The organism is Micromonospora sp. AKA38, from assembly GCF_027925725.1.
Classification (GTDB): domain Bacteria; phylum Actinomycetota; class Actinomycetes; order Mycobacteriales; family Micromonosporaceae; genus Micromonospora.
This window is the reverse complement of the sequence record NZ_BNEI01000004.1, coordinates 479,295-499,853: the sequence shown is the minus strand read 5'-3', so window position 1 is coordinate 499,853 and position 20,559 is coordinate 479,295. Positions and strand designations below refer to the sequence as shown.

The 20,559-nt window shown below is 67.9% G+C and carries 12 protein-coding genes; 2 read left to right on the top strand and 10 right to left on the bottom strand.

Going from position 1 to position 20,559, the window contains the following annotated elements; all coding sequences use genetic code 11:
• Positions 1-47: 47 nt before the first annotated feature.
• The gene (gene adhE, locus TPA0908_RS17385) at positions 48-2,726 is read right to left on the bottom strand and encodes a bifunctional acetaldehyde-CoA/alcohol dehydrogenase (RefSeq protein ID WP_281939220.1); all 2,679 of its coding nucleotides are present in this window, start codon (positions 2,724-2,726) and stop codon (positions 48-50) included.
• 239 nt (positions 2,727-2,965) lie between these two features.
• Positions 2,966-4,144, bottom strand: a complete 1,179-nt coding sequence (locus TPA0908_RS17380) for a HesA/MoeB/ThiF family protein (protein WP_281939218.1) — start codon at positions 4,142-4,144, stop codon at positions 2,966-2,968.
• A gap of 714 nt (positions 4,145-4,858) precedes the next feature.
• Here TPA0908_RS17380 and TPA0908_RS17375 point away from each other — a divergent pair.
• Together TPA0908_RS17375 and TPA0908_RS17370 are read left to right on the top strand one after the other, a co-directional pair.
• Positions 4,859-5,059 (top strand): MbtH family protein, encoded by a 201-nt coding sequence (locus TPA0908_RS17375; protein ID WP_281939217.1) that lies wholly within the window; start codon positions 4,859-4,861, stop codon positions 5,057-5,059.
• A gap of 101 nt (positions 5,060-5,160) precedes the next feature.
• A complete protein-coding gene (locus TPA0908_RS17370; RefSeq protein ID WP_281939215.1) occupies positions 5,161-5,601 on the top strand; it encodes a hypothetical protein in 441 nt (146 codons plus the stop codon).
• Between the two features lie 132 nt (positions 5,602-5,733).
• Here the strand turns inward: TPA0908_RS17370 and TPA0908_RS17365 are convergent, their stop codons facing one another.
• From TPA0908_RS17365 to TPA0908_RS17330, 8 genes are read right to left on the bottom strand one after another with little or no spacing between them, the layout of a single operon-like run.
• Entirely contained in the window at positions 5,734-6,990 is a 1,257-nt protein-coding gene (locus tag TPA0908_RS17365; RefSeq protein ID WP_281939213.1) for an MFS transporter, read from the bottom strand.
• A complete protein-coding gene (locus TPA0908_RS17360; RefSeq protein ID WP_281939211.1) occupies positions 6,987-7,568 on the bottom strand; it encodes an ArsR/SmtB family transcription factor in 582 nt (193 codons plus the stop codon). Before TPA0908_RS17360 ends, TPA0908_RS17365 begins: the two co-directional genes overlap by 4 nt.
• A 14-nt stretch (positions 7,569-7,582) precedes the next feature.
• Entirely contained in the window at positions 7,583-8,866 is a 1,284-nt protein-coding gene (locus tag TPA0908_RS17355) for a glutamate synthase-related protein (protein ID WP_281939210.1), read from the bottom strand.
• Positions 8,863-9,867 (bottom strand): asparagine synthetase A, encoded by a 1,005-nt coding sequence (locus TPA0908_RS17350; RefSeq protein ID WP_281939208.1) that lies wholly within the window; start codon positions 9,865-9,867, stop codon positions 8,863-8,865. Before TPA0908_RS17350 ends, TPA0908_RS17355 begins: the two co-directional genes overlap by 4 nt.
• Entirely contained in the window at positions 9,867-11,126 is a 1,260-nt protein-coding gene (locus TPA0908_RS17345) for a methylaspartate mutase (RefSeq protein WP_281939341.1), read from the bottom strand. Before TPA0908_RS17345 ends, TPA0908_RS17350 begins: the two co-directional genes overlap by 1 nt.
• Entirely contained in the window at positions 11,126-11,905 is a 780-nt protein-coding gene (locus TPA0908_RS17340; protein ID WP_281939205.1) for a cobalamin B12-binding domain-containing protein, read from the bottom strand. Before TPA0908_RS17340 ends, TPA0908_RS17345 begins: the two co-directional genes overlap by 1 nt.
• Complete coding sequence (locus TPA0908_RS17335; RefSeq protein WP_281939203.1) at positions 11,823-12,449, bottom strand: GNAT family N-acetyltransferase; 627 nt, start codon at positions 12,447-12,449, stop codon at positions 11,823-11,825. The genes TPA0908_RS17340 and TPA0908_RS17335 overlap by 83 nt, the downstream gene beginning before the upstream one ends.
• On the bottom strand, positions 12,442-20,547 hold the full coding sequence (locus TPA0908_RS17330; protein ID WP_281939201.1) for a non-ribosomal peptide synthetase: 8,106 nt from the start codon (positions 20,545-20,547) through the stop codon (positions 12,442-12,444). The genes TPA0908_RS17335 and TPA0908_RS17330 overlap by 8 nt, the downstream gene beginning before the upstream one ends.
• Between the last annotated feature and the right edge of the window lie 12 nt (positions 20,548-20,559).

Here is a 20,559-nt window from a genome sequence, read left to right as displayed (position 1 = left end):
GGCCGGCAGACCCGGGCCGCCCCTCACGCTCGGCCGTCGTCCGGCCGTCACCCCTTGCCGTAGTACGCGGCCCGCATGAGCGCCTGCATGTCGTCGAGCATCGGCATCCGCGGGTTGGCCGGGGCGCACTGGTCCTCGTAGGCGTTGAGCGCCTGCTGGGGCAGCGCTGCCAGGAAGGCGTCCTCGTCGACGCCGACGGCCTGGAAGGACGGCTCGATGCCGACGGCGTCGCGCAGCCTCTCCACCGCGGTGGCGTACGACTCGACCGCCTCGGCCGGGGTGGCCGCCGGCAGGCCCAGCATCCGGGCGATGTCCTGGAACCGCTCCGGCGCCCGGTAGTGCTCGTACTTGGGCCATCCGGTCAGCTTGGTCGGCGTCGTGCCGTTGTAGCGGATGACGTGCGGCATCAGGATCGCGTTGGTCCGCCCGTGCGCCACGTGGAAGGTCGCGCCCAGCGTGTGCGACATGGCGTGCACGATGCCGAGGAAGGCACTGCCGAACGCCATGCCGGCGATGGTGCCCGCGTTGTGCATCTTCTCCCGGGCCTCGGCGTCGGCCGCGCCGTCGCGCACCGCCCGCTCCAGGTAGGTGAAGATGAGCCTGACGGCCTGCAACGCGAGCCCGTCGGTGAAGTCGTTGGCGTAGACCGACACGTACGACTCGGTGGCGTGCGTCAGCGCGTCGAAGCCGCTGTCCGCGGTGATGGTGGGTGGCAGGTCGGCGGCGAGCACCGGGTCGACGATGGCCACGCTCGGCGTCAGCGCGTAGTCGGCGAGTGGGAACTTCTTGCCGGTGGCGGTGTCGGTGATGACCGCGAACGGGGTCACCTCGGCGCCGGTGCCGGAGGTCGTGGGGATGCAGACCAGCCGGGCCCGCTCCCCCAGCGTCGGGAACTTGAAGGCCCGTTTGCGGATGTCGAAGAACTTCTCCCGCATGTCGGCGAAGACGACTTCCGGGTGCTCGTACCGCAGCCACATCACCTTGGCGGCGTCCATGGCCGAGCCCCCGCCCAGGGCGACGATGGTGTCGGGCCGGAAGGACCGCATCAGCTCCGCGCCCCGGTCCACCGTGCCGACGCTCGGCTCCGGCTCGACATCGTCGATGATCTGCAGGGCCACCCGGTCGGGGCGTCGTTGCAGGACGGTGATCAGCCGGTCGACGTAGCCCAGCCGGGTCATGGTGTGGTCGGTGACCACGGTGACGCGGTGCACGTCGGGCATGTCGGCCAGGTAGCGGACGGCGTTCGGCTCGAAGTAGATCTTCGGCGGGACCTTGAACCACTGCAGGTTGTTGGTCCGGCGCCCGATCCGCTTGATGTTGAGCAGGTCGACCGCGGAGACGTTGTTCGACACCGAGTTGCGTCCGTAGCTGCCGCAGCCCAACGTCAGCGACGGCAGGAAGGCGTTGTACATGTCGCCGATGCCGCCCTGCGACGCGGGCGCGTTCCAGATGACACGCACCGCCTTGACCCGCCGGCCGTACTCCTCGACGAGTCGCTCGTCCTCGGTGTGGATGACGGCGCTGTGACCGAGGCCGTTCAGTTCGACCATCTGCTCGGCGTACCGGATGCCGTCCTCGGTCGACCCGGCGCGCAGCACCGCCAGGACGGGGCAGAGCTTCTCCCGGGTGAGCGGCTCGGTCGGGCCGACGTGGTCCGCCTCGACCAGGATCACCGACGTCTCCGCCGGGACGGTCACGCCGGCGTGTTCGGCGATCCAGCGGGCGCTCTGACCGACGACCTGCGGGTTGAGCCGCCCGCCGGCGCAGTCGACGCCGCTCGTGGGATCGCCACCGGCGGGGTCACCGAAGATCAACTGCTCGATCCGGCGCTTCTCGTCGGGCGTGGCCACGTGGACGTGCAGCCGCTGAAACTCGGCCATCATCGCGGCGTAGACCTCGGCGTCGATGATCACTGCCTGCTCGGAGGCGCAGATCATGCCGTTGTCGAACGACTTCGACAGCACGATGTCGTGCGCCGCGCGGCGCAGCTTCGCGGCGCGGTGCACGTACGCCGGCACGTTGCCGGCGCCCACGCCGAGCGCCGGCTTGCCGGACGAGTACGCCGCCCGGACCATGCCGTTGCCGCCGGTGGCCAGGATCGTGGACACCCCGGGATGCCTCATGAGCGCGCCGGTGGCCTCGACGGAGGGCTGCTCGACCCACTGGACGCAGTGCTCGGGCGCGCCGGCCGCGACCGCCGCGTCCCGGACCACCCGGGCCGCCTCGGCGCTGCACCGCTGCGCGGCCGGGTGGAACGCGAAGATCATCGGGTTGCGGGTCTTGAGGCCCAGCAGCGCCTTGAAGATGGTCGTGGACGTGGGATTGGTGACCGGGGTGACGGCGCAGACCACGCCGACCGGCTCGGCGATCTCGACGATGCCGTTGATCTCGTCCCGGGCGATGACCCCGACCGTCCTCAGGCCCGCCATGTGGTTGGTGACGTGCTCGCAGGCGAAGATGTTCTTGACGGCCTTGTCCTCGAAGACGCCCCGGCCGGTCTCGGCCACCGCCATCCGGGCCAGTTCCGCGTGCCGGCCCAGCGCCGCCACCGAGGCCTTCGCCACGATCCGGTCGACCTGCTCCTGGTCGAGGGCCGCGTAGTCGTCAAGCGCCCGGAGCCCGTTGTCGACCAGGGTCTCGATGCCCGGTGCGGACGGGGCGGACGGCTCGCCTTCCGGCGGTGCGGCCGATGCCGGGCGGGGGCGGGTGGCGATCACGGCGGTCATACGGATCACTCCGATCGTCGGCGCCGGTCGGGTCGTCCGGCCGTACCCCGATCGTCGCCGCCACACCGGGCCGCCCGCCCGGGGCGAGCGGCCCGGACCGCCCGGGTCCTTCGCCCTGGAATCTCCGGCTAAGCCTCGACAGCACAGCCGCCGCCTGGTCCACTGCGGCCCGGCCGTCGTCGGCTGGATCGCCGAGACGCCGGCAGAACGCCCACGCGCCTGCTCAAGGACCGGCTTCCTCAGGCACGAACCAGGTCGGGATTCCCCACCGCCCCGAACCGGTGATGGGAGAAGATCGCCCAATCCGCCTCCCGGCCGGCGCCGCAGGTCGGGCACTCATCTGCCAGCCGCGGCCATTCCAGCACCTGATGCGCCTGCCCGGATTCGTAGTCCAGTTCGAACTGCCTGGATATCGAACGGGGTGGAGCGTATCCCGTCAGCACCCGGACAGCCTCGTCGGCCATGGTCGCGGTGAGGAGGAACATGCCCGGACCGTACGCGATCGACGGGTTCGCCATCCCGCTGTCGAGGAATCCGAAGAACTGCTTGGTGAAATCCGGATCCTTCATCGAGTAGTGGATGTACAGGCAGTCCACACATCCGGACTGCCCCGGAACCACGGTGAAGACTCGACCACGGGTGACCTGCGACCCCCCGAAGACGCAGGGAACCTCAGTGGCCACACAGGCGGTGTTGACCCGCCGTTGCGACAGTACCGGTGGCTCGTCGATCGCACACACCACCAGATCGACGTCACCGGACAGCGCGAGCACATCCTCGGCGGATTCGATCCGCCGTACCACCGGCTCCACCTGGCAGGACGGGTTCACTGCCGCGCAGACCTCCGCCGCCACCTCCGCCTTGAGCCGGCCGATGTCGGCGTGACGATAGAGGAACTGCCGTCCGAGGTTGCCTGCCTCGACGGTGTCGTCATCGACCACCGTCAGACGCCCGACGCCCGCGCCGACAAGCAGGGTGAGGATGTTCGAACCGGCGCCGCCGAGCCCCAGCAACAGCACCCGTGCGTCGCGGAGCCGGTCGTGCGCCGCGAATCGGTCACCGTGCAGCCCGCTGAAGCGGCTGAAGTAACGAACATTGGGCAGGAAGCGCTCGTCGATCTCCGCTTCCCGGCGTCCGCCCGGCTCAGCAGCTTCTACAAAGCCCTCCGCGTCCAGGGTGGCGATCCCGTCCAGGATGTCCTGCGCGGACAGTTGCGGGTGCTGTGCCCGGACGGTCGTGATCACCTCGCCGACAGGCCGTCCGTCCAGGGCATCCACCAGGGCCCAGACCTGCCCGTCGGGATCGTCGAAATCGGCGGTGATGCCACGCTGGGCCCCGATACGGAACCGGCGCTCGTCGAAACGGTACGCCGAGTAGATGGCCTTGATGCGCGGGTCGGCCGGGATGCCGAAACTCATTGGACCTCCTCTCTACAGATCATGGGACGGCCCGGGGCCGGCCAGGGCAATTTTTGGTTGCCACCGGCCGCCCCGGGCCACTGGACCGACTACACCATGAAGCAGACGATGTCGAGCACGTCGGGGCGATCAATCGAGATCCGCATGTCGGCCACCTCCTTCCTGTCTGGTGGACGTCCAGGGCTTCTCCTGGCGGTCCTTGTTCGGCTCGTGTCGAAGCCAACCGCAGACGGATGTCCTCTTTCGATTTCCGCTTCGCACGGCCAGATTCGAAGCTAGAAGGCGGGGCTATCGAGTTGCTATCGCCGCGACACTCACGGCGCCACCGTGGCCCACGGTTCCACCCCGCACGCGCACCACGGCGCCTCCGGGGCGTCCGGGTCGCCAAGCGCCCAGCGGCGACAGGCCGGGAATGATTCCTCCGCCGCTGGGCCTTGCGGTCCTGTCCACCGGCAACCGGGCGGCGGGCGCCCGCTCCCTCGCCGGCCGCCTCCCGTTCGTCCCCGAGTTTCATACCCCTGGGGCCGATAGATGTCTGGGAGGACACCGGTAGGCGGGCTTGCGACCGTCACAGCCATGAAGCTGCCGTCCTTACCCACGCTGCACGACTCGGTCGCATGATCCGCGCGTTCGGCACCGGTACCTCCAGTGGGCGTCGCGGTGAGGAACGCGGGCAGCCGTGCCTGTGACACGTAGCCGAGAAGGAGACCTCTCATGACCCAGCAGGAAGCGGACGTCTACCAGGTCGTGCTCAACGACGAGCAGCAGTACTCGATCTGGCCCGCGCACCAGACGCCGCCGGACGGATGGCGCGAGGTGGGCACCTCCGGCACCGAGGACGAGTGCCTTGCCCACATCGAGAACGTGTGGCGGGACATGCGGCCGCTGACCCTACGCCGGCACATGGGCAGCTGATCTTCTTCATTTTCGTGCGGTCCGCCCCGTACGCCCGGACCTCCGGACGGGGCGGACCGCACGAACCGACGGTAGGCCGACCGAGAGACAGAGGATTTCGGGTGTACGACGAATTTGATCGCAATGCGGATTTCGACTTGAGATCACTACTTCCGGTGGCGGCGATGAGGGACGACGACCTCTCCTTCACCTACGGCTTCCTCAGTCTGCGCGACACGTTCCGGGTGTTCTATCTCGCCACCGCGCGGCCCGGCGGGCCAGCGGTGCGACTCGACATCTCGTTCGTCGCCCTGGCTGCCGTCGGGGCGATGGAGCCGGTGCTCTTCAGCTGTGCGCTCCAGGCGGGGGCCCGGGGTTGCGCCCGACTCGTCGACGCCACTACCACCCTGCTTCCGGAGGTCATTGCGCCGGGCCGCAGGCTGCTCAAGACCGAGGCGGCCGGGCACAACCTCCTCCATGACTTCTGGTACGTCGTTGACCGTCTGGCCGAGGCAGACGACCTCGTGCGCTCACGCTTTCTCGGGCTGCGGGCCGTCGCCTGACGCGCCGGCGCCATCAGATCGAGCCACCCGACGAAGCCGATCTGATCGACCGGGCCTCGGCACACCGCGCGGAGACCAGCATGAGGGCCGAGTGCCGATGGCCCGGCGCAGTGGATCGGCACCATCCTGCCCTTACGAGCTCGTCACCGGCTGTTGTTGCTCCTCCGCCACGGCATCCTCGACGGGCGCGGACACCGACCTGAGACCGGATCCCACAGTTGCGATCAGGGCGGAGATTCCGACTGCGCCGGCGCAGACCGCGATGGCCGCCGATCCCGACCAGGCCGAAACCATCACACCGACCAGTACGGGTGCCAGGGCCGCCGCCGAGTTGGACACCAGGAACATGACGCTCAGCACTCGGCCCTGGAGCCGATCGGGGGTGATGGCGGCCTGGTGACCGAACAACGCGGCGTTGCAGGCCGGTCCAAGGAAGACAACGAGTGCCACCGGGACCGCTGCCACGATGCTCGAGGTCAGCAGCGCGCTCACACCCAGCAGGAGCGTCGCGGCCCAGCAGATCAGCCGGCCCAGCACGGCAAGGCTGAGCCGGCGCTGGAAGAACGGCGCCGCGAAGGCGCCGAGGAGTCCGCCGGCTGCTACCAAGGTCTCGGCGATGCCGATGACCGCCGGCGACGTACCGTTGCGTTGCAGCGTCACCACGATGGCGAAGGTCACGCCGATCAACGCGAAGTTCAGCGGCGCCGATATGATCACGACGGCACGCAGAAACGGGTTGGTGAAGACGAATCGGATCCCCTCGCCTATCGCTGCGGCGTAGCCTCCTTCGCCTTCCTCCCGGCCCACCTGCGACTGCAACGGCTTGCGGATCAGCAGGACCCCGATCAACGACGCCAGGTAGGAGATCGCGTTGCCGAGGAAGGGCACAAAGTGCGCGAGGCCGAAGAGGAACCCGCCGAGTGGCGGCCCCGCCAAGGCTGTTCCGTAGCTGCGGGCCTCGTTGCGGGCCATCGCCAGCGGGAGCTGCGCCACCGGCACGATGCTGCGCAGTGCGGCGTGCTCGGCCGTGCCGAACAGGGATCCACAGATCGCGTCCACGACCGCGAGGGCCACGATGATCGGCAGGGTCACCCGGTCCGTGAGGATCGCCGCACCGACGCCGGCGAACGCGGCGAGCCGAATCACATCGGCGACGATCATGGCGTGACGCCGGTTGACCCGGTCCACCAGGACGCCGATCGGCAGACGGCAGAGCAGCCGCGCGCCGCCCGCAGCGGTGCCCACCAGCCCGGCGGCCACCGGCGAGCCGGTCAGCGCCAGGACGAGCAGCGGCATGGCGAGCAACGCCATCGCATCACCCAGCTCGGACAGGGCTTGACCCGTCCAGAGGAGGTTGAACTCGCGATTACGCCACAGGGAGGTGGTCACTTCGCTCCTGTCCGGTACGGGTAGGCCTGGAAGACGACGAAGACCCTCTCGGACCCCTCGCCCGCGTCGGGGGTGTCGGCGTCCCGGATGAGGTTCCAGATGTCTGATCGCAACTGCTCAAGTCGTTCCGGGGTGGTGCGCAGAACGCCGTCGCCACCCCCTGCCACCGCACGCCACTGTGAGCTCCACTCGTTGCGCGAGACCTGGCTCCAGTAGGAGCCGATGGCGTCGTCCCACATGCGCCGGGTGGCGCCGTCCATGGCCGTGGCGGTCTCTGCCCCCTCCGGCCCGGGCGCGTTGTCCGACCAGCGGGTCGCCTCATGCACCGACCGCCACCATCTCTCCCGGCCACGTGCTCCGCGCCCCTTGTCCGGATCGTCTTCCACAAAGCCGTAGCGCGCCAGGACGCGCAGGTGATGGCTGGTCTGACCGGAGTCAGTGCCCAGCCGCCGCGCGAGGATCGCCGAGGTGGCCGGCCCGTCAACGCGGAGCGAACCCAGAATCCGCAGCCGTAACGGGTGCGCCATCGCGCGCAACATCTGGGGATCGGAGAGCCGGATTCCAGAGGGGACGTCCATTAATGCAGAATAGATTATGCATAGGTTCTCTGCAATGCAGAGTCGGCGCCTTCGGGCAGTGGCCGCTCCAGGGCCGGCCAGAGCGCATCACGGCCCAGCTCAGCGACGTGGTAGACACCGAGCGAGCTGGTCAGCATCTGTATCTCCAGCGCCGCAGCCCCGAGCAGCCGTTCGAGCCCTCGCTGGTCGTCTTCGTCGGCTGCGATCAGCGCGGCTCGCCCGAGCCCCACCGCCGTCACGCCGGCGGCGAGGGCCTTGACCATCCGGGCGCCCTCCCACATGCGACCGCTGGCGAGCAGGCATCCCACCGGAACGCCTATCCGACGGAGGCACTCACCGAGCGGCAGGCCGACCTCCGCCAGGAACGACAGCGGAGCCCAGCCGGTCCCACCCTCGGCGCCGTCGACAGTGACGGCATCGGCGCCGGCAGCCCACGCGATCGTGGCGGCCTCCCCCACGTCCCGGCCCGGGGGAAGCTTGACCCAGCAACGGGCCCGCGGGAAGTTGTTCCGCATGAACCGGATCTGCTGCCGCAGGATCTCGCTGGTGAAGGTCCCGGGGCTGCTGGAGCGGAGCAGGCGTGCCGAGCTCTCGAACGCCTCGAGGTGGAACCGGTCGGCGACACGCTCCGCCGCCTCCGGCTCGAGCAGCGTCATCCCGCCCAAGCCCGGCTTGGCTCCCTGGCCCACCTTGAGCTCGAAGGCGAGTCGACCGGAATCCAGCAGGGGCTGGAGGGAGGGCTCGGTGTAGAGCATGTTCCAGGCCTCGGTGTCGGCGTCCTCCGTGCTCTGCTGCACGGCGACACCGCCCAGCCCGTCGGCGAGCTCCGCCGTGTACGCCGCGATGCGGCCCAACAACGACTCCGACCTGCGGGCACCGAGGCGACCGAACCCGTTTACCGAGGAGATGTTCTCACCGATGACGATAGGGATCCCGCACCGGCCCGCCTGCCGGGCCGCAGAGGCGCCGAGGTCCACGGTGGCGACCTTCGTGGAACCAAGCGCGGAGACGTAGACAGGCAGGGCGGACCGGAAGCCACCGATACGTACCTCGAGTCCGACGTCGTCGTAAAGCGGCTCCCGCCCGGTCTCGATGAGCTTGGTCAGGCGACCGGGCATGAGGACCGGGGGAACCAGTCGCCGCTGGTCGAGCGGGTCCCCGGCATCCCGACACCCGACGTCCGCGCCGAGAACGGTGCTTCCGTAGTCGTCGAAATCCGGGAAGACCGCGATCCGGCCATGGCGAGCCCGGCGCCGCACCACGTCCTCGGGGAAGCCGGGGGCGCGCAGATTCGTCACGGTGCCACGACCCCGGCCAGCTTCGGGAAGGCGGTTGCCTGCCACACGGCACCGAGGCCGCCCACCCACCTCGTCATCCGTTCCAAGCCGATGCCGAATCCGGCGCTGGCGGGGATACCGGAGCGGACCATGTCCAGGTACCACTTGTACTTCGCCGGATTTTCGCCGCTCTCACGCATCCTGGTCACCACGTTGACGTATTCGTGCTCGCGGCGGCTGCCACTGCAGATCTCGCCGTATCCCTCCCCGGCGAGCAGGTCGAAGTTCATCAGCGTGCCCGGGTTGCCGGGGTCCTCCATGTCGTAGAAGCCTCGGGATCCCTTGGGATAGCCGGTCACGAAGAACGGCCGGTCCGCCGCCGCGGAGATCTTCTCCTCCACACTCCAGGCGATCTCGGCAGCGGCATCCTGCGTGTGCCCGGCGGCGCGGGCCGCCGACACGACACTGTCGTGCGTGCGCCGCTCGAACCCACCGCACGCGGCCGGCATCAGTGCCGCCACGTCCCTGCCCAACAGGGCCAACTCGTCCGCGCAGTCCCTGAGCACGACCTCGATCGCCGACGTCACCACGCCTTCGGCGACAGCCATGGCCTCCTCGTGTCCCGCCCCGGCGATTTCGACGTCCAGTTGGTGGAACTCACACAGGTGACGCTTGGTGGAGGTCGTCTCCAGTGGCTCCAGACGCACGTTGGGCGCCACGTAGAAGATCTTGTCAAAGGTGGTAAGCATCGCCTGCTTGTACAGAATGGCGCTGCTCATCAACTTGTATCGATTGCCGTAGTAGTCGACGTCGGCCTGCTTGGATCCGCGACCGCCGGGATCGGTGACCGGGCCGATCACCGGCGGCAGGAGCTCCACGAAACCTGCCGAGCGCAGCGTCGTGCGCGCCCCGTCGAGCAACGCCTGCTGAATGCGCAGCGCCGCCCGGAGAGCGTCGGACCTCAAGTGCTCGCCGATTGCGACCGGAGCACTCTCTCGATCGTCGAGAACGGAAACCTGCATCATCTCTCCTCAACAAGGTCATGGTCATAACGCCGGCGCACGTAGGACAGCGACTCCAGCAGGTGCGCCGAGCTGATCCGCTTCGCGTGGGACGCCTGCGGGTCACCGGAGATCGCCAGCCCACCGGTCTCCAGCCACTGCAGGCGCCCGTGCTGGTCCAGGCGGCTCGTCGCCCGCCCGGGATTGTCGGGATGCAGGCAGTAGGGCACGTCCAGCCGCCCTCGGTCGAACGCCTCCACCAGCGCGCCGCCGATGTCGTCGCGCAGATCGAGGACCGAGTCGATGATCGTCTCGGCCTCGGTGCGGATCCGATCGTCGACCGGGCTCGCCACGCCGCCCACGGCCGCCGCCACCGCCGCAGCGGCTTCGAGCGCCTCGACGTTCTCCGCGACGCTGGGCAGACGCCGCGCCTCCACCGACGTCTTGACGATGAGGCGGTCCACGCCGCTCCACGCCGCCAGCGTCGCCGCGTCGGCCTGTAGCCTGCTCGCGCCCGCCACACTGGCCGGGAAAAGGCCCATGTAGGTGTAGAGCACGATGTGCCAGTCCAGGTCACCGAGGCGCTCGGCAGCGATCGCGCGCAGCGCGGCGATCGCACCGTGGTCCTGCCCGAAGTCGGTCTGCTGCGCGTAGCTCAGGGATACGCTTCGCAGCCCGTTCTGCCGGAAGAACATCGCCTCGAGGACCGTGATGGCGATCAGCATGCTCGGCGGGCACAGCTGACCGAGCATGCAGCCGCCGAAGCTCTCGAGATGCGGCTCGGCCCCGGTCTCCCGCTGGTGGCTGAGCAGCCGGCAGCTGCGTGCCCACTCGGCTACCGCCTGGCGCAGGGGCATGCGGCTGTACGGCAGGCAGTAGGAGATGGGACCGCCCTCGGTGGCGGACAACCCGGCAGCGATCATCGACGTGATGATCCGGACCGGGTTCGCCGAGCCGTGCCGCACCTGAACCGGGAAATCCGCATCGTGCAAGCCAGCAAGCAGGTGTTGGGTCGTCTCGGCCGAATGATTGACAATCGGATAGCCGTTCAGGGGCTGCCTGTTCGCGAGCGCCGTGGCGGCCGCCGCCAGATCGCCCGTACGCGTGTAACTGTCCACTGTCACGGTGCCGGCAGTGGCGGCGCGAGCCGTGCGGGTGGCGGCCAGCCCGGCCCGCATGAGCAGCGGGTCGCTGAACCCCATCCGCGGCTGCACGATCAGTGTCCTCGCGGCGCGATGACGAGCGACGAAATCGCCGAAGCCGGGCGATGGCCGGTGCATCACCCGCACCGCCTCACAGTCTCCGATCCGGAGCGGGCTCGGCCGTGGGCCCGATGCAGCGCCCTCAGGAGCCCGGTGAATCGGCGCAGGTTCTCGTCGTCGTAGACATCGTCGAATCCCGCGCTGCGCAGACGCTGAGCCGCGGCGGCGTCGGGACGGCCAACCAGGCCGAGCTTGCCGCCGATGACCAACGGCACACGACCCAGCACCTGTTCCGCACGCAACCGTTCCGCGACCCGAACGCCTTCCTGGTAGCCATGCCCGTTGACGCTGCTCAGCGCCACTAGCTCCGGCCGCAGACTGAGCGCCTCCGAGGCCAGCAACGGGACGGGGACGCAGCATCCGAGGTTCACCACGTCCCAGCCCGCTTCCTCGATCAGCAGCTCGAGATACAGCAGATTCCACGTGTGCGAGTCGGACGGCAGGCCGCTGACGAGAGCCAGTGGCCGGGGCCGGCCGCCTCGGTCCCCGGACTGCGGCGTACGCCGGACGCCCTGCGGGGAGGAATTCGTCGAGCTTATCGAGACTCTGCTAGAGGATGACGTACTCGTTGCGATTTCCACCCTGCTCACAGCAATGCACTCCGACCTTCTCGAAACCGATGTTCTCGCACATCCCGATGGAACGCTAATTCCAGGAAATAGCCACGCCTCGAATTCCCTGCGACCGACTCCCCCGGGTCTTCCCCCAAAGCGGTCAGTCCACCTCGAGCTGCGGGTTTTCCACTTCCGCCCGTTGGTCCACCGCGACCGCCGGACGCCCGGCCGAGAGAAACTCATCGAGCTTGTCGAGACTCTGGTAGAGGACGACGTACTCGTTGCGATTTCCACCCTGCTCGCAGTAATGCACGCCGACCTTCTCGAAACCGATCCCTTCGGCGAACGCGATGGAACGCTTGTTCCAGCTGAGCACAACGCCTCGAATTCCCCGGACTCGGCTTCCTCGAATCTTCTCGCGAATGTAGGAGAGGGCCGCGTGGGCCAGCCCGGCGCCTTGGCCGTGACCCACCCATTCCGGGTCCATACCGAGTCCCCAGTCGCATACTTCGGGATCTTCTGCGAGACCGGGGACGCGGGCGCCGTCGCCGGTGCAGCCGTTGGCGATGAGCCGGCCCTCCGACGTCATGACGGCAAAGAAGCCGTCCTCGGCCGCCATCAGGCCGTCCGAGCCATCGGTGTCGTAGATGCCGTACTTTCCGTCGTAGTGCCACTCGGTGACCGCCTGGGCCTGTTCCGCGCTGATGGGTCGCACGACCAACTCGTCGGCCATCAGGGCGACCCGGCGCGCCGCCTCCGCCCGCCATGCGCTCGTTCGCTCAGCCATGTTGCCCGTCTCCCGTCCGACCGGCGGCACCGGCCTGCTCCTTCATCAATGCCATGAGGTGTTGGGCGAGACCGGCCACGGTCGGCTCCAGGAAGAACTGCCTGAGCCCCACGCGCAGATTCGTCGCCGCCGTCAACTCGTTGACCACTCGGGTGGCGAGGAGTGAGTGGCCGCCGAGGGTGAAGAAGTTGTCGTGGATGCTGATGGGGTTGGGGTGTTTGAGGGTGGTTTGCCAGATGGTGGTGATGGCTTGTTCGAGGGGGTTTCTGGGTGTGGTGTGGGGGTGGGTGGGTTGGTGGGTGGGGGTGGGGAGTTGGTGGGTGTCGATTTTGCCGTTGGGGGTGAGGGGGAGGTGGTCGAGGGGGATGTAGTGGGTGGGTAGGTGGGTGGTGGGGAGGGTTTTGGCGAGGTGGTGGCGGAGGTCGTTGGGGGTGGTGGGGTGGTGGTGGGTGTAGTAGGCGGTGAGGTGGTGTTGGTGGTGTTGGACGGTGGTTTCTTTGATGGCGGGGTGGGTGCGGAGGTGGGTTTCGATTTCGGCGAGTTCGATGCGGGTGCCGTGGAGTTTGATTTGGGTGTCGGTGCGGCCGATGAGGGTGAGGGTGCCGTTGTGGTGGCGGCGGCCGAGGTCGCCGGTGTGGTAGATGCGGGTGTGGGGGTGTGCGGGGTGGGGGGTGAAGTGGGTGGTGGTGAGGTCGGGGCGGTTGTGGTAGCCGTGGGCGAGGCTGTTGCCGGCGAGGCAGATTTCGCCGGTGGCGCCGGTGGGGGCTTCGGATCCGTCGGGGGCGAGGATGTGCACGCGTTGGTTGGGCATGGGGTGTCCGGCTGAGGTGGGGGTGCCGGGGTGGGCGTGCCAGTAGGTGGTGTCGACGGAGACTTCGGTGGCGCCGTAGAGGTTGATGAGGTGGTGGTGGTGGTGGTGTTGGTGGAATTGTTGGGTGAGGGTGGTGGGTAGGTGTTCGCCGCTGGCGAAGGTGTAGCGCAGGGTGGGGAGGGGGCGTGTGGTGGTGTCGTCGAGGAAGCGTTGTAGGAGGCTGGGTACGAGGTGTAGGCCGGTGATGTGGTGGTGGTCGATGAGGTTGGCGTAGTGGGTCATGTCGAGGTGGTGTTCGGGTTCGACGAGGACGACGGTGGCGCCGGCGTGCCAGGGCCAGAACATTTCGTAGACGGAGACGTCGAAGGTGAGGGGGGTGGCTTGGAGGAAGGCGTCGTTGGGGGTGAGGGGGAAGAGGTGTTGCATGCCGGCTAGGTAGGACACGATGCCGTGGTGGTGGATCTGGACGCCTTTGGGTTGGCCGGTTGAGCCGGAGGTGTAGATGACGTAGGCGAGGTCGGTGGGTGTGGTGGTGGTTTTGGGTGGGGTGGTGGGTTGGGTGTTGAGGGTGGTGGTGAGGGTGTCGATGGTGAGGGTGTGGTGGGTGCCGTGGGGGATGCGGGTGGTGAGGTGTTGTTGGGTGAGGACCAGGGGTGCGGCGGTGTCGTGTAGGAGCCAGGCGAGGCGGTCGTGGGGGTGGTCGGGGTCGAGGGGGGTGTAGGCGGCGCCGGTTTTGAGGATGGCCAGTAGGGCGATGGCCATGTCGATGCTGCGGTGCATGCAGAGGGCCACGATGGTGCCGGGGGCGGCGCCGAGGGTTTGTAGGTGGTGGGCGAGTTGGTTGGAGCGGTGGCGTAGTTCGGTGAAGGTGAGTCGTTGGTCGCCGCAGATGATGGCGGTGGCGTGGGGGTCGCCGTTGTGGTTGTCGAGTAGTTCGTGCAGGAGCAGGTCGGGCACGGTGGTGTGGGTGTTGTTCCAGGTGTGGAGGGCGTTCCGCTCGTCGGTGGTGAGCATGGACAGTTGGGCCAGGGGTTTGTCGGGGTGGGTGCTCACGGCGTGTAGCAGGGTTTGGAAGTGTCCGACCAGTCGTTGCATGGTGACCTCGTCGAACAGATCAACCGCATACTCCAACTCACCACGGACACCGCCCTGCCACTCCGCCACCGCCAACGCGATGTCGAACTTCGCGGCCAACGCCGGCTCAGGCAACGGCTCACTGACCAGACCCGGCAGACACCACTGATTCACCGACGACGTCTTCATGCTGAACATCACGTCGAACAACGGATGACGAGACAGGTCCCGACGCGGAGCCAACTCCTCAACCAGCCGCTCGAACGGCAGATCCTCATGGGCGTAAGCGTCCAGAGCCATCTCCCTGACCTGCCGCAACAGATCCGTGAACGCAACACCGGCATCGATCCGAGCACGCATGACCAACGTATTGACGAAAAACCCGACGAGGTTCTCGATCTCGGCACGGTTACGCCCGGCGATCGGCGTGCCAACCGCGATGTCACGCTGACCGGACCACCGCGACAACACCAACTGGAAAGCCGCGAGCAACACCATGAACAGACTCGCGCCCTGCGCCTGCGCCACCTCCTGCAACGCCGACACCGTCGCCGGCTCGACGACGAAACTCACCTTGCCAGAGTCACCACCACGAACCGCCGGACGCGGCCGATCAGTCGGCAACTCCAGCGGCTCCACCCCCTCCAACGCCGACCGCCAGTACGACAACTGGTCCTCAAGAACCGCACCCGCCAACCACCCACGCTGCCAGGCCGCGAAATCCGCGTACTGAATCGGCAACGACGCCACCACCGGCGCACGCCCCAACACCGCCGCGGAATAGAACTCACTGACCTCACGCGCCAACACACCCAACGACCAACCATCAGCCGCCACATGATGCAGACAGAAGACCAACACATTGTCATCCACCGCCCGCGACACGACCCCGACCCGCAACGGCCCCCCCGCCGCCAGATCAAAAGGCCGCGCCACCAACTCCTCAACATCACCAGCCCGCACGATCTCGCACGGCGGCGCATCAACCACCTGCACCGGATCCCCCGCGGGACCAGCCACCAACCGAGTACGCAAAACCTCATGCCGCTCGACAACCCGCGACACCGCCCCGCGCAACGCCTCCCACCGCAACTCACCAGTCACCCGCACCAACGCGACGACCAGATACTCCAGACCACCCGGATTCAGCTGATCCAGGAACCACAAACGCTGCTGCGCGAACGACGTCACCAACGGCCCGCAATCACGCGCCACCGGCACGATCACCTCACCGGCACCCCCAGCCGAATCCGCCAACACCTCGGCCAAACCCGCCACCGTCGGCGTCGCGAAAATCTGCCGAACCTGCACATCGACCCCCAACACACCCCGCAGCCGGGAAATCATCTGCACGGCCAGCAGGGAATGACCGCCCAGCGCGAAGAAGTCATCATGCACACCCACCCGATCCACCCCGAGCACGTTCTCCCAGACCTCGGCGATCCGACGTTCGTGGTCGTTGCGGGGTGGGGTGTAGGTGTGTGGTGGGCGGGTGGTGGTGGTGGTGTTGAGGGTGGGTAGGGCGTGGCGGTCGACTTTGCCGTTGGGGGTGAGGGGGAGGTGGTCGAGGATGTGGAATGCGGTGGGGGTCATGTAGTCGGGCAGGGTGCGGGTGGTGAAGGTGTGGAGTTCTTCGGGGGTGGGGGTGGGTGAGTCGGTGGGGGTGGTGAGGTAGGCGACGAGTCGTTTGTCGCCGGGGGCGTGTTCGCGGGCGATGACGACGGCTTCGGTGATGTGGTCGTGGCGGCGGAGGGTGGCTTCGATTTCGCCGAGTTCGATCCGGTAGCCGCGGAGTTTGATCTGGTTGTCGATGCGGCCGAGGTATTCGAGGTTGCCGTCGGGGCGCCATCTGCCGAGGTCCCCCGTCCGATAGAGCCGGTGCTCGGTGCCCTCGATACGTCGCTCGGTGAAGCGGTCCGCCGTCAACTCCGGGCGGTTCAGGTATCCGCGCGCCAGGCCAACCCCGGCGATGAAGATCTCACCGGGGACACCTACCGGCGCCGGCTGACCGTCCGGGTCGAGCACGTAGGTGCGCATGTTGGCGATCGGCCGTCCGATGGGCACGTCTGTGAGCTGGTTCAGCTCACCGTCGGAGGAGTCACCGTCCCAGGAGAAGGCAACGCATCCGACGGTCGCCTCCGTCGGCCCGTATTCGTTGGTGATGGTGGTGTGGGGGGTGGTGATGGCGCGGATGGCGGTGGCGAGGCTGGTGGTGAGTGCTTCGCCGCCGATGACGAGGTTGTGGATGTTGATGGGGGTGTGGGGGTGGGGGGTGGTTTGGGTGAGGAGTTCGAGGTGGCTGGGGGTGGCTTTGATGAGGGTGTGGCTGGTGGTGGTGAGGGCTGTGGTTTGGAAGGGGGGTTGGTGGGTGGAGATGGTGATGGGGAGGTTGTGGATGAGGGGGAGGAAGAGGCTGGTGATGGTGAGGTCGAAGGTGGCTGGTGAGTGCAGGAGGGTGCCGGTGGTGTGGGGGTGTGGGGGGTAGTGGTGGGTGGCCCAGTGGAGGTAGTTGACGATGCCGCGGTGTTCGATTTGGACGCCTTTGGGGTGTCCGGTGGAGCCGGAGGTGTAGATGACGTAGGCGAGGTTGGTGGTGGTGGTGGTGGTTTTGGGTGGGGTGGTGGGGTGGTTGGTGATGGTGGGCCAGTCGGTGTCGAGGCGGATGAGGTGGTGGGTGCCGGTGGGGAGTCGGTGGTGGAGGTGCTCGGTGGTGAGCACGATTGGGGCTTGGGTGTCGTGCAGGAGCCAGGCGAGGCGGTCGTGGGGGTGGTCGGGGTCGAGGGGGGTGAAGGCGGCGCCGGAGCGGAGGATGGCGAGTAGGCCGATGATCATTTCGGGTGATCGGTCGGTGCACAGGGCGATGAGGGTGTCTGGTGTGGCGCCGAGGGTTTGTAGGTGGTGGGCGAGTTGGTTGGCGCGGGTGTCGAGTTCGCCGAAGGTGAGTTGGTGGTTGTCGTGGGTGATGGCGGTGGCGTGGGGGTCGGTGAAGTGCAGGAGTTCGTGCATGAGCACGTCGGGGACTGGTTGGTGGGTGTTGTTCCATTCGGTGAGTAGTTGGTGGCGTTCCTGGGTGGTGAGCATGGACAGTTGGGCCAGGGGTTTGTCGGGGTGGGTGCTCACGGCGTGTAGCAGGGTTTGGAAGTGTCCGACCAGTCGTTGCATGGTGACCTCGTCGAACAGATCAACCGCATACTCCAACTCACCACGGACACCGCCCTGCCACTCCGCCACCGCCAACGCGATGTCGAACTTCGCGGCCAACGCCGGCTCAGGCAACGGCTCACTGACCAGACCCGGCAGACACCACTGATTCACCGACGACGTCTTCATGCTGAACATCACGTCGAACAACGGATGACGAGACAGGTCCCGACGCGGAGCCAACTCCTCAACCAGCCGCTCGAACGGCAGATCCTCATGGGCGTAAGCGTCCAGAGCCATCTCCCTGACCTGCCGCAACAGATCCGTGAACGCAACACCGGCATCGATCCGAGCACGCATGACCAACGTATTGACGAAAAACCCGACGAGGTTCTCGATCTCGGCACGGTTACGCCCGGCGATCGGCGTGCCAACCGCGATGTCACGCTGACCGGACCACCGCGACAACACCAACTGGAAAGCCGCGAGCAACACCATGAACAGACTCGCGCCCTGCGCCTGCGCCACCTCCTGCAACGCCGACACCGTCGCCGGCTCGACGACGAAACTCACCTTGCCAGAGTCACCACCACGAACCGCCGGACGCGGCCGATCAGTCGGCAACTCCAGCGGCTCCACCCCCTCCAACGCCGACCGCCAGTACGACAACTGGTCCTCAAGAACCGCACCCGCCAACCACCCACGCTGCCAGGCCGCGAAATCCGCGTACTGAATCGGCAACGACGCCACCACCGGCGCACGCCCCAACACCGCCGCGGAATAGAACTCACTGACCTCACGCGCCAACACACCCAACGACCAACCATCAGCCGCCACATGATGCAGACAGAAGACCAACACATTGTCATCCACCGCCCGCGACACGACCCCGACCCGCAACGGCCCCCCCGCCGCCAGATCAAAAGGCCGCGCCACCAACTCCTCAACATCACCAGCCCGCACGATCTCGCACGGCGGCGCATCAACCACCTGCACCGGATCCCCCGCGGGACCAGCCACCAACCGAGTACGCAAAACCTCATGCCGCTCGACAACCCGCGACACCGCCCCGCGCAACGCCTCCCACCGCAACTCACCAGTCACCCGCACCAACGCGACGACCAGATACTCCAGACCACCCGGATTCAGCTGATCCAGGAACCACAAACGCTGCTGCGCGAACGACGTCACCAACGGCCCGCAATCACGCGCCACCGGCACGATCACCTCACCGGCACCCCCAGCCGAATCCGCCAACACCTCGGCCAAACCCGCCACCGTCGGCGTCGCGAAAATCTGCCGAACCTGCACATCGACCCCCAACACACCCCGCAGCCGGGAAATCATCTGCATGGCCAGCAGGGAATGACCGCCCAACGCGGCGAAGTCATCATGCACACCCACCCGATCCACCCCGAGCACCTCACACCACACCCGCGCGATCCGACGTTCGTGGTCGTTGCGCGGAGCCACCGAGTCGTCCCGCGTCGCCTGCGGCTCCGGCTCCGGCTCCGGCAACACCTTGTGATCGACCTTGCCGCTGGAGGTGAGGGGAAGCGTCGGAAGGCTGACGATGGCCGACGGAATCATGTACTCCGGCAGCGCCTCCCCGAGGTGCGTACGCAGTACGTCCACGTCGACGACCGAGCCGGCACGCGGCACGAGGTAACTCACCAGCGCCTTGTCCCCGGACGGGTTCTCCCGAACCACTGTCACCGCCTGGGCCACCGAAGGGTGCCGGGCGAGCGCCGCCTCGATCTCACCGAGCTCGACCCGGTGTCCCCGGATCTTGACCTGGTCGTCGATCCGTCCGATGTACTGGATCGTGCCGTCGTCGCGGCGCAGCACCCGATCCCCGGTGCGGTACATCCGGGCGCCGTCGCTGGAGAACGGGTTGGGGGCGAACCGCGCGGCGGTCAGCCCGGGTTGGCGCGAGTAGCCCCGGGCCAGGTACGGGCCGGCGACGCAGAGTTCGCCGGGAGTGCCGTCAGGCACCGCAGCCAGCGTGGCGTCGACGATGTGGGCCTCGACGCCCACGAGCGGCGAGCCGATCGTCGGCGGATCACCCGGGCGGACGTGGGCGCCCGTGACGTTCACCGCCGCCTCGGTTGGGCCGTAGAGGTTCATCGCCTCGATGACTCCTTCGGCGATGAGTTCCTGCAGGGTCGACCAGAGCTGCGGGGGCATCGCCTCGCCGGCGATGTACAGCCGGAGGCTCTGCCCTTCGCGGGCCACCGAGGCGAGCTCGTCGGTGAGCATCCGCGCGTGCGACGGCGTCATGTCCGCCTCCACGAGCCGGTGCTCGACCATGAACCCGGCGAACTCGACGGCATCCCGGCGCATCTCGTCCGTCAGCACCGCCACGGTGTCGCCCCGGAACACCCGGATCCACTCCTGTACCGAGGCGTCGAAGGCCACCGAGGCGTTCCAGGCCACCCTGGTCGGCCGGGGTGGGAAGAAGCCGCCCTGCTCCATCCCGTTGAGGAAGCTGACCAGCGCACGATGTGACACCTCGACACCCTTGGGCAGGCCGGTCGACCCGGACGTGAAGATCACGTACGCGAGGTTGTCCGGATGCAGCTCGACCGGGGCCGTGCGGGGCAGCTCGGACCAGGTGACGCGGTCGAGGACGACCGGCTGCCCGCCAGCCGTGGCCGGCACCGAGTCGAGCAGGTCGACGTGGGTCACCATGGTGACCAGCTCGGCACTGTCGGCGATGCGGGCCAACCGCTGGGCCGGTTGCTCGGGGTCGAAGGGTACGTAGACCGCTCCTGCCTTGAGGATGCCGAGGATCGCCACGACCAGGTCCACCGACCGTGGCAGCAGCACGCCGACCGTCCGCTCGGGGCCGGCGCCCCGCGCGGCCAGCAGGCCGGCCAGGCGATCGGTGACGTCGTCTAGTTCGGCGTAGGTGAGCCGGCCGTCCACCCCGATGACCGCCTCGCGGTCGGGGTGCCGGGCGACTACCTGCCGGAACGCCGCGACGGCAGAGCCCTGCCACTCGGGCCGCCCGCGCCTGTCGGGCGGCGCGGCGGTGCCCGCGGCTGGCGCTGAGTCAACTGCTTGGGACATCGGTGCCCCTCC

Excerpts from the sequence above, each read along its gene's own strand:
- adhE (WP_281939220.1), bottom strand. The coding sequence starts at position 2,726 with ATGACCGCCGTGATCGCCACCCGCCCCCGCCCGGCATCGGCCGCACCG.
- TPA0908_RS17380 (WP_281939218.1), bottom strand. The coding sequence starts at position 4,144 with ATGAGTTTCGGCATCCCGGCCGACCCGCGCATCAAGGCCATCTACTCG.
- TPA0908_RS17375 (WP_281939217.1), top strand. The coding sequence starts at position 4,859 with ATGACCCAGCAGGAAGCGGACGTCTACCAGGTCGTGCTCAACGACGAG.
- TPA0908_RS17360 (WP_281939211.1), bottom strand. The coding sequence starts at position 7,568 with ATGGACGTCCCCTCTGGAATCCGGCTCTCCGATCCCCAGATGTTGCGC.
- TPA0908_RS17350 (WP_281939208.1), bottom strand. The coding sequence starts at position 9,867 with ATGCAGGTTTCCGTTCTCGACGATCGAGAGAGTGCTCCGGTCGCAATC.
- TPA0908_RS17345 (WP_281939341.1), bottom strand. The coding sequence starts at position 11,126 with ATGCACCGGCCATCGCCCGGCTTCGGCGATTTCGTCGCTCGTCATCGC.
- TPA0908_RS17340 (WP_281939205.1), bottom strand. The coding sequence starts at position 11,905 with ATGAGTTTCTCTCGGCCGGGCGTCCGGCGGTCGCGGTGGACCAACGGG.
- TPA0908_RS17335 (WP_281939203.1), bottom strand. The coding sequence starts at position 12,449 with ATGGCTGAGCGAACGAGCGCATGGCGGGCGGAGGCGGCGCGCCGGGTC.
- TPA0908_RS17330 (WP_281939201.1), bottom strand. The coding sequence starts at position 20,547 with ATGTCCCAAGCAGTTGACTCAGCGCCAGCCGCGGGCACCGCCGCGCCG.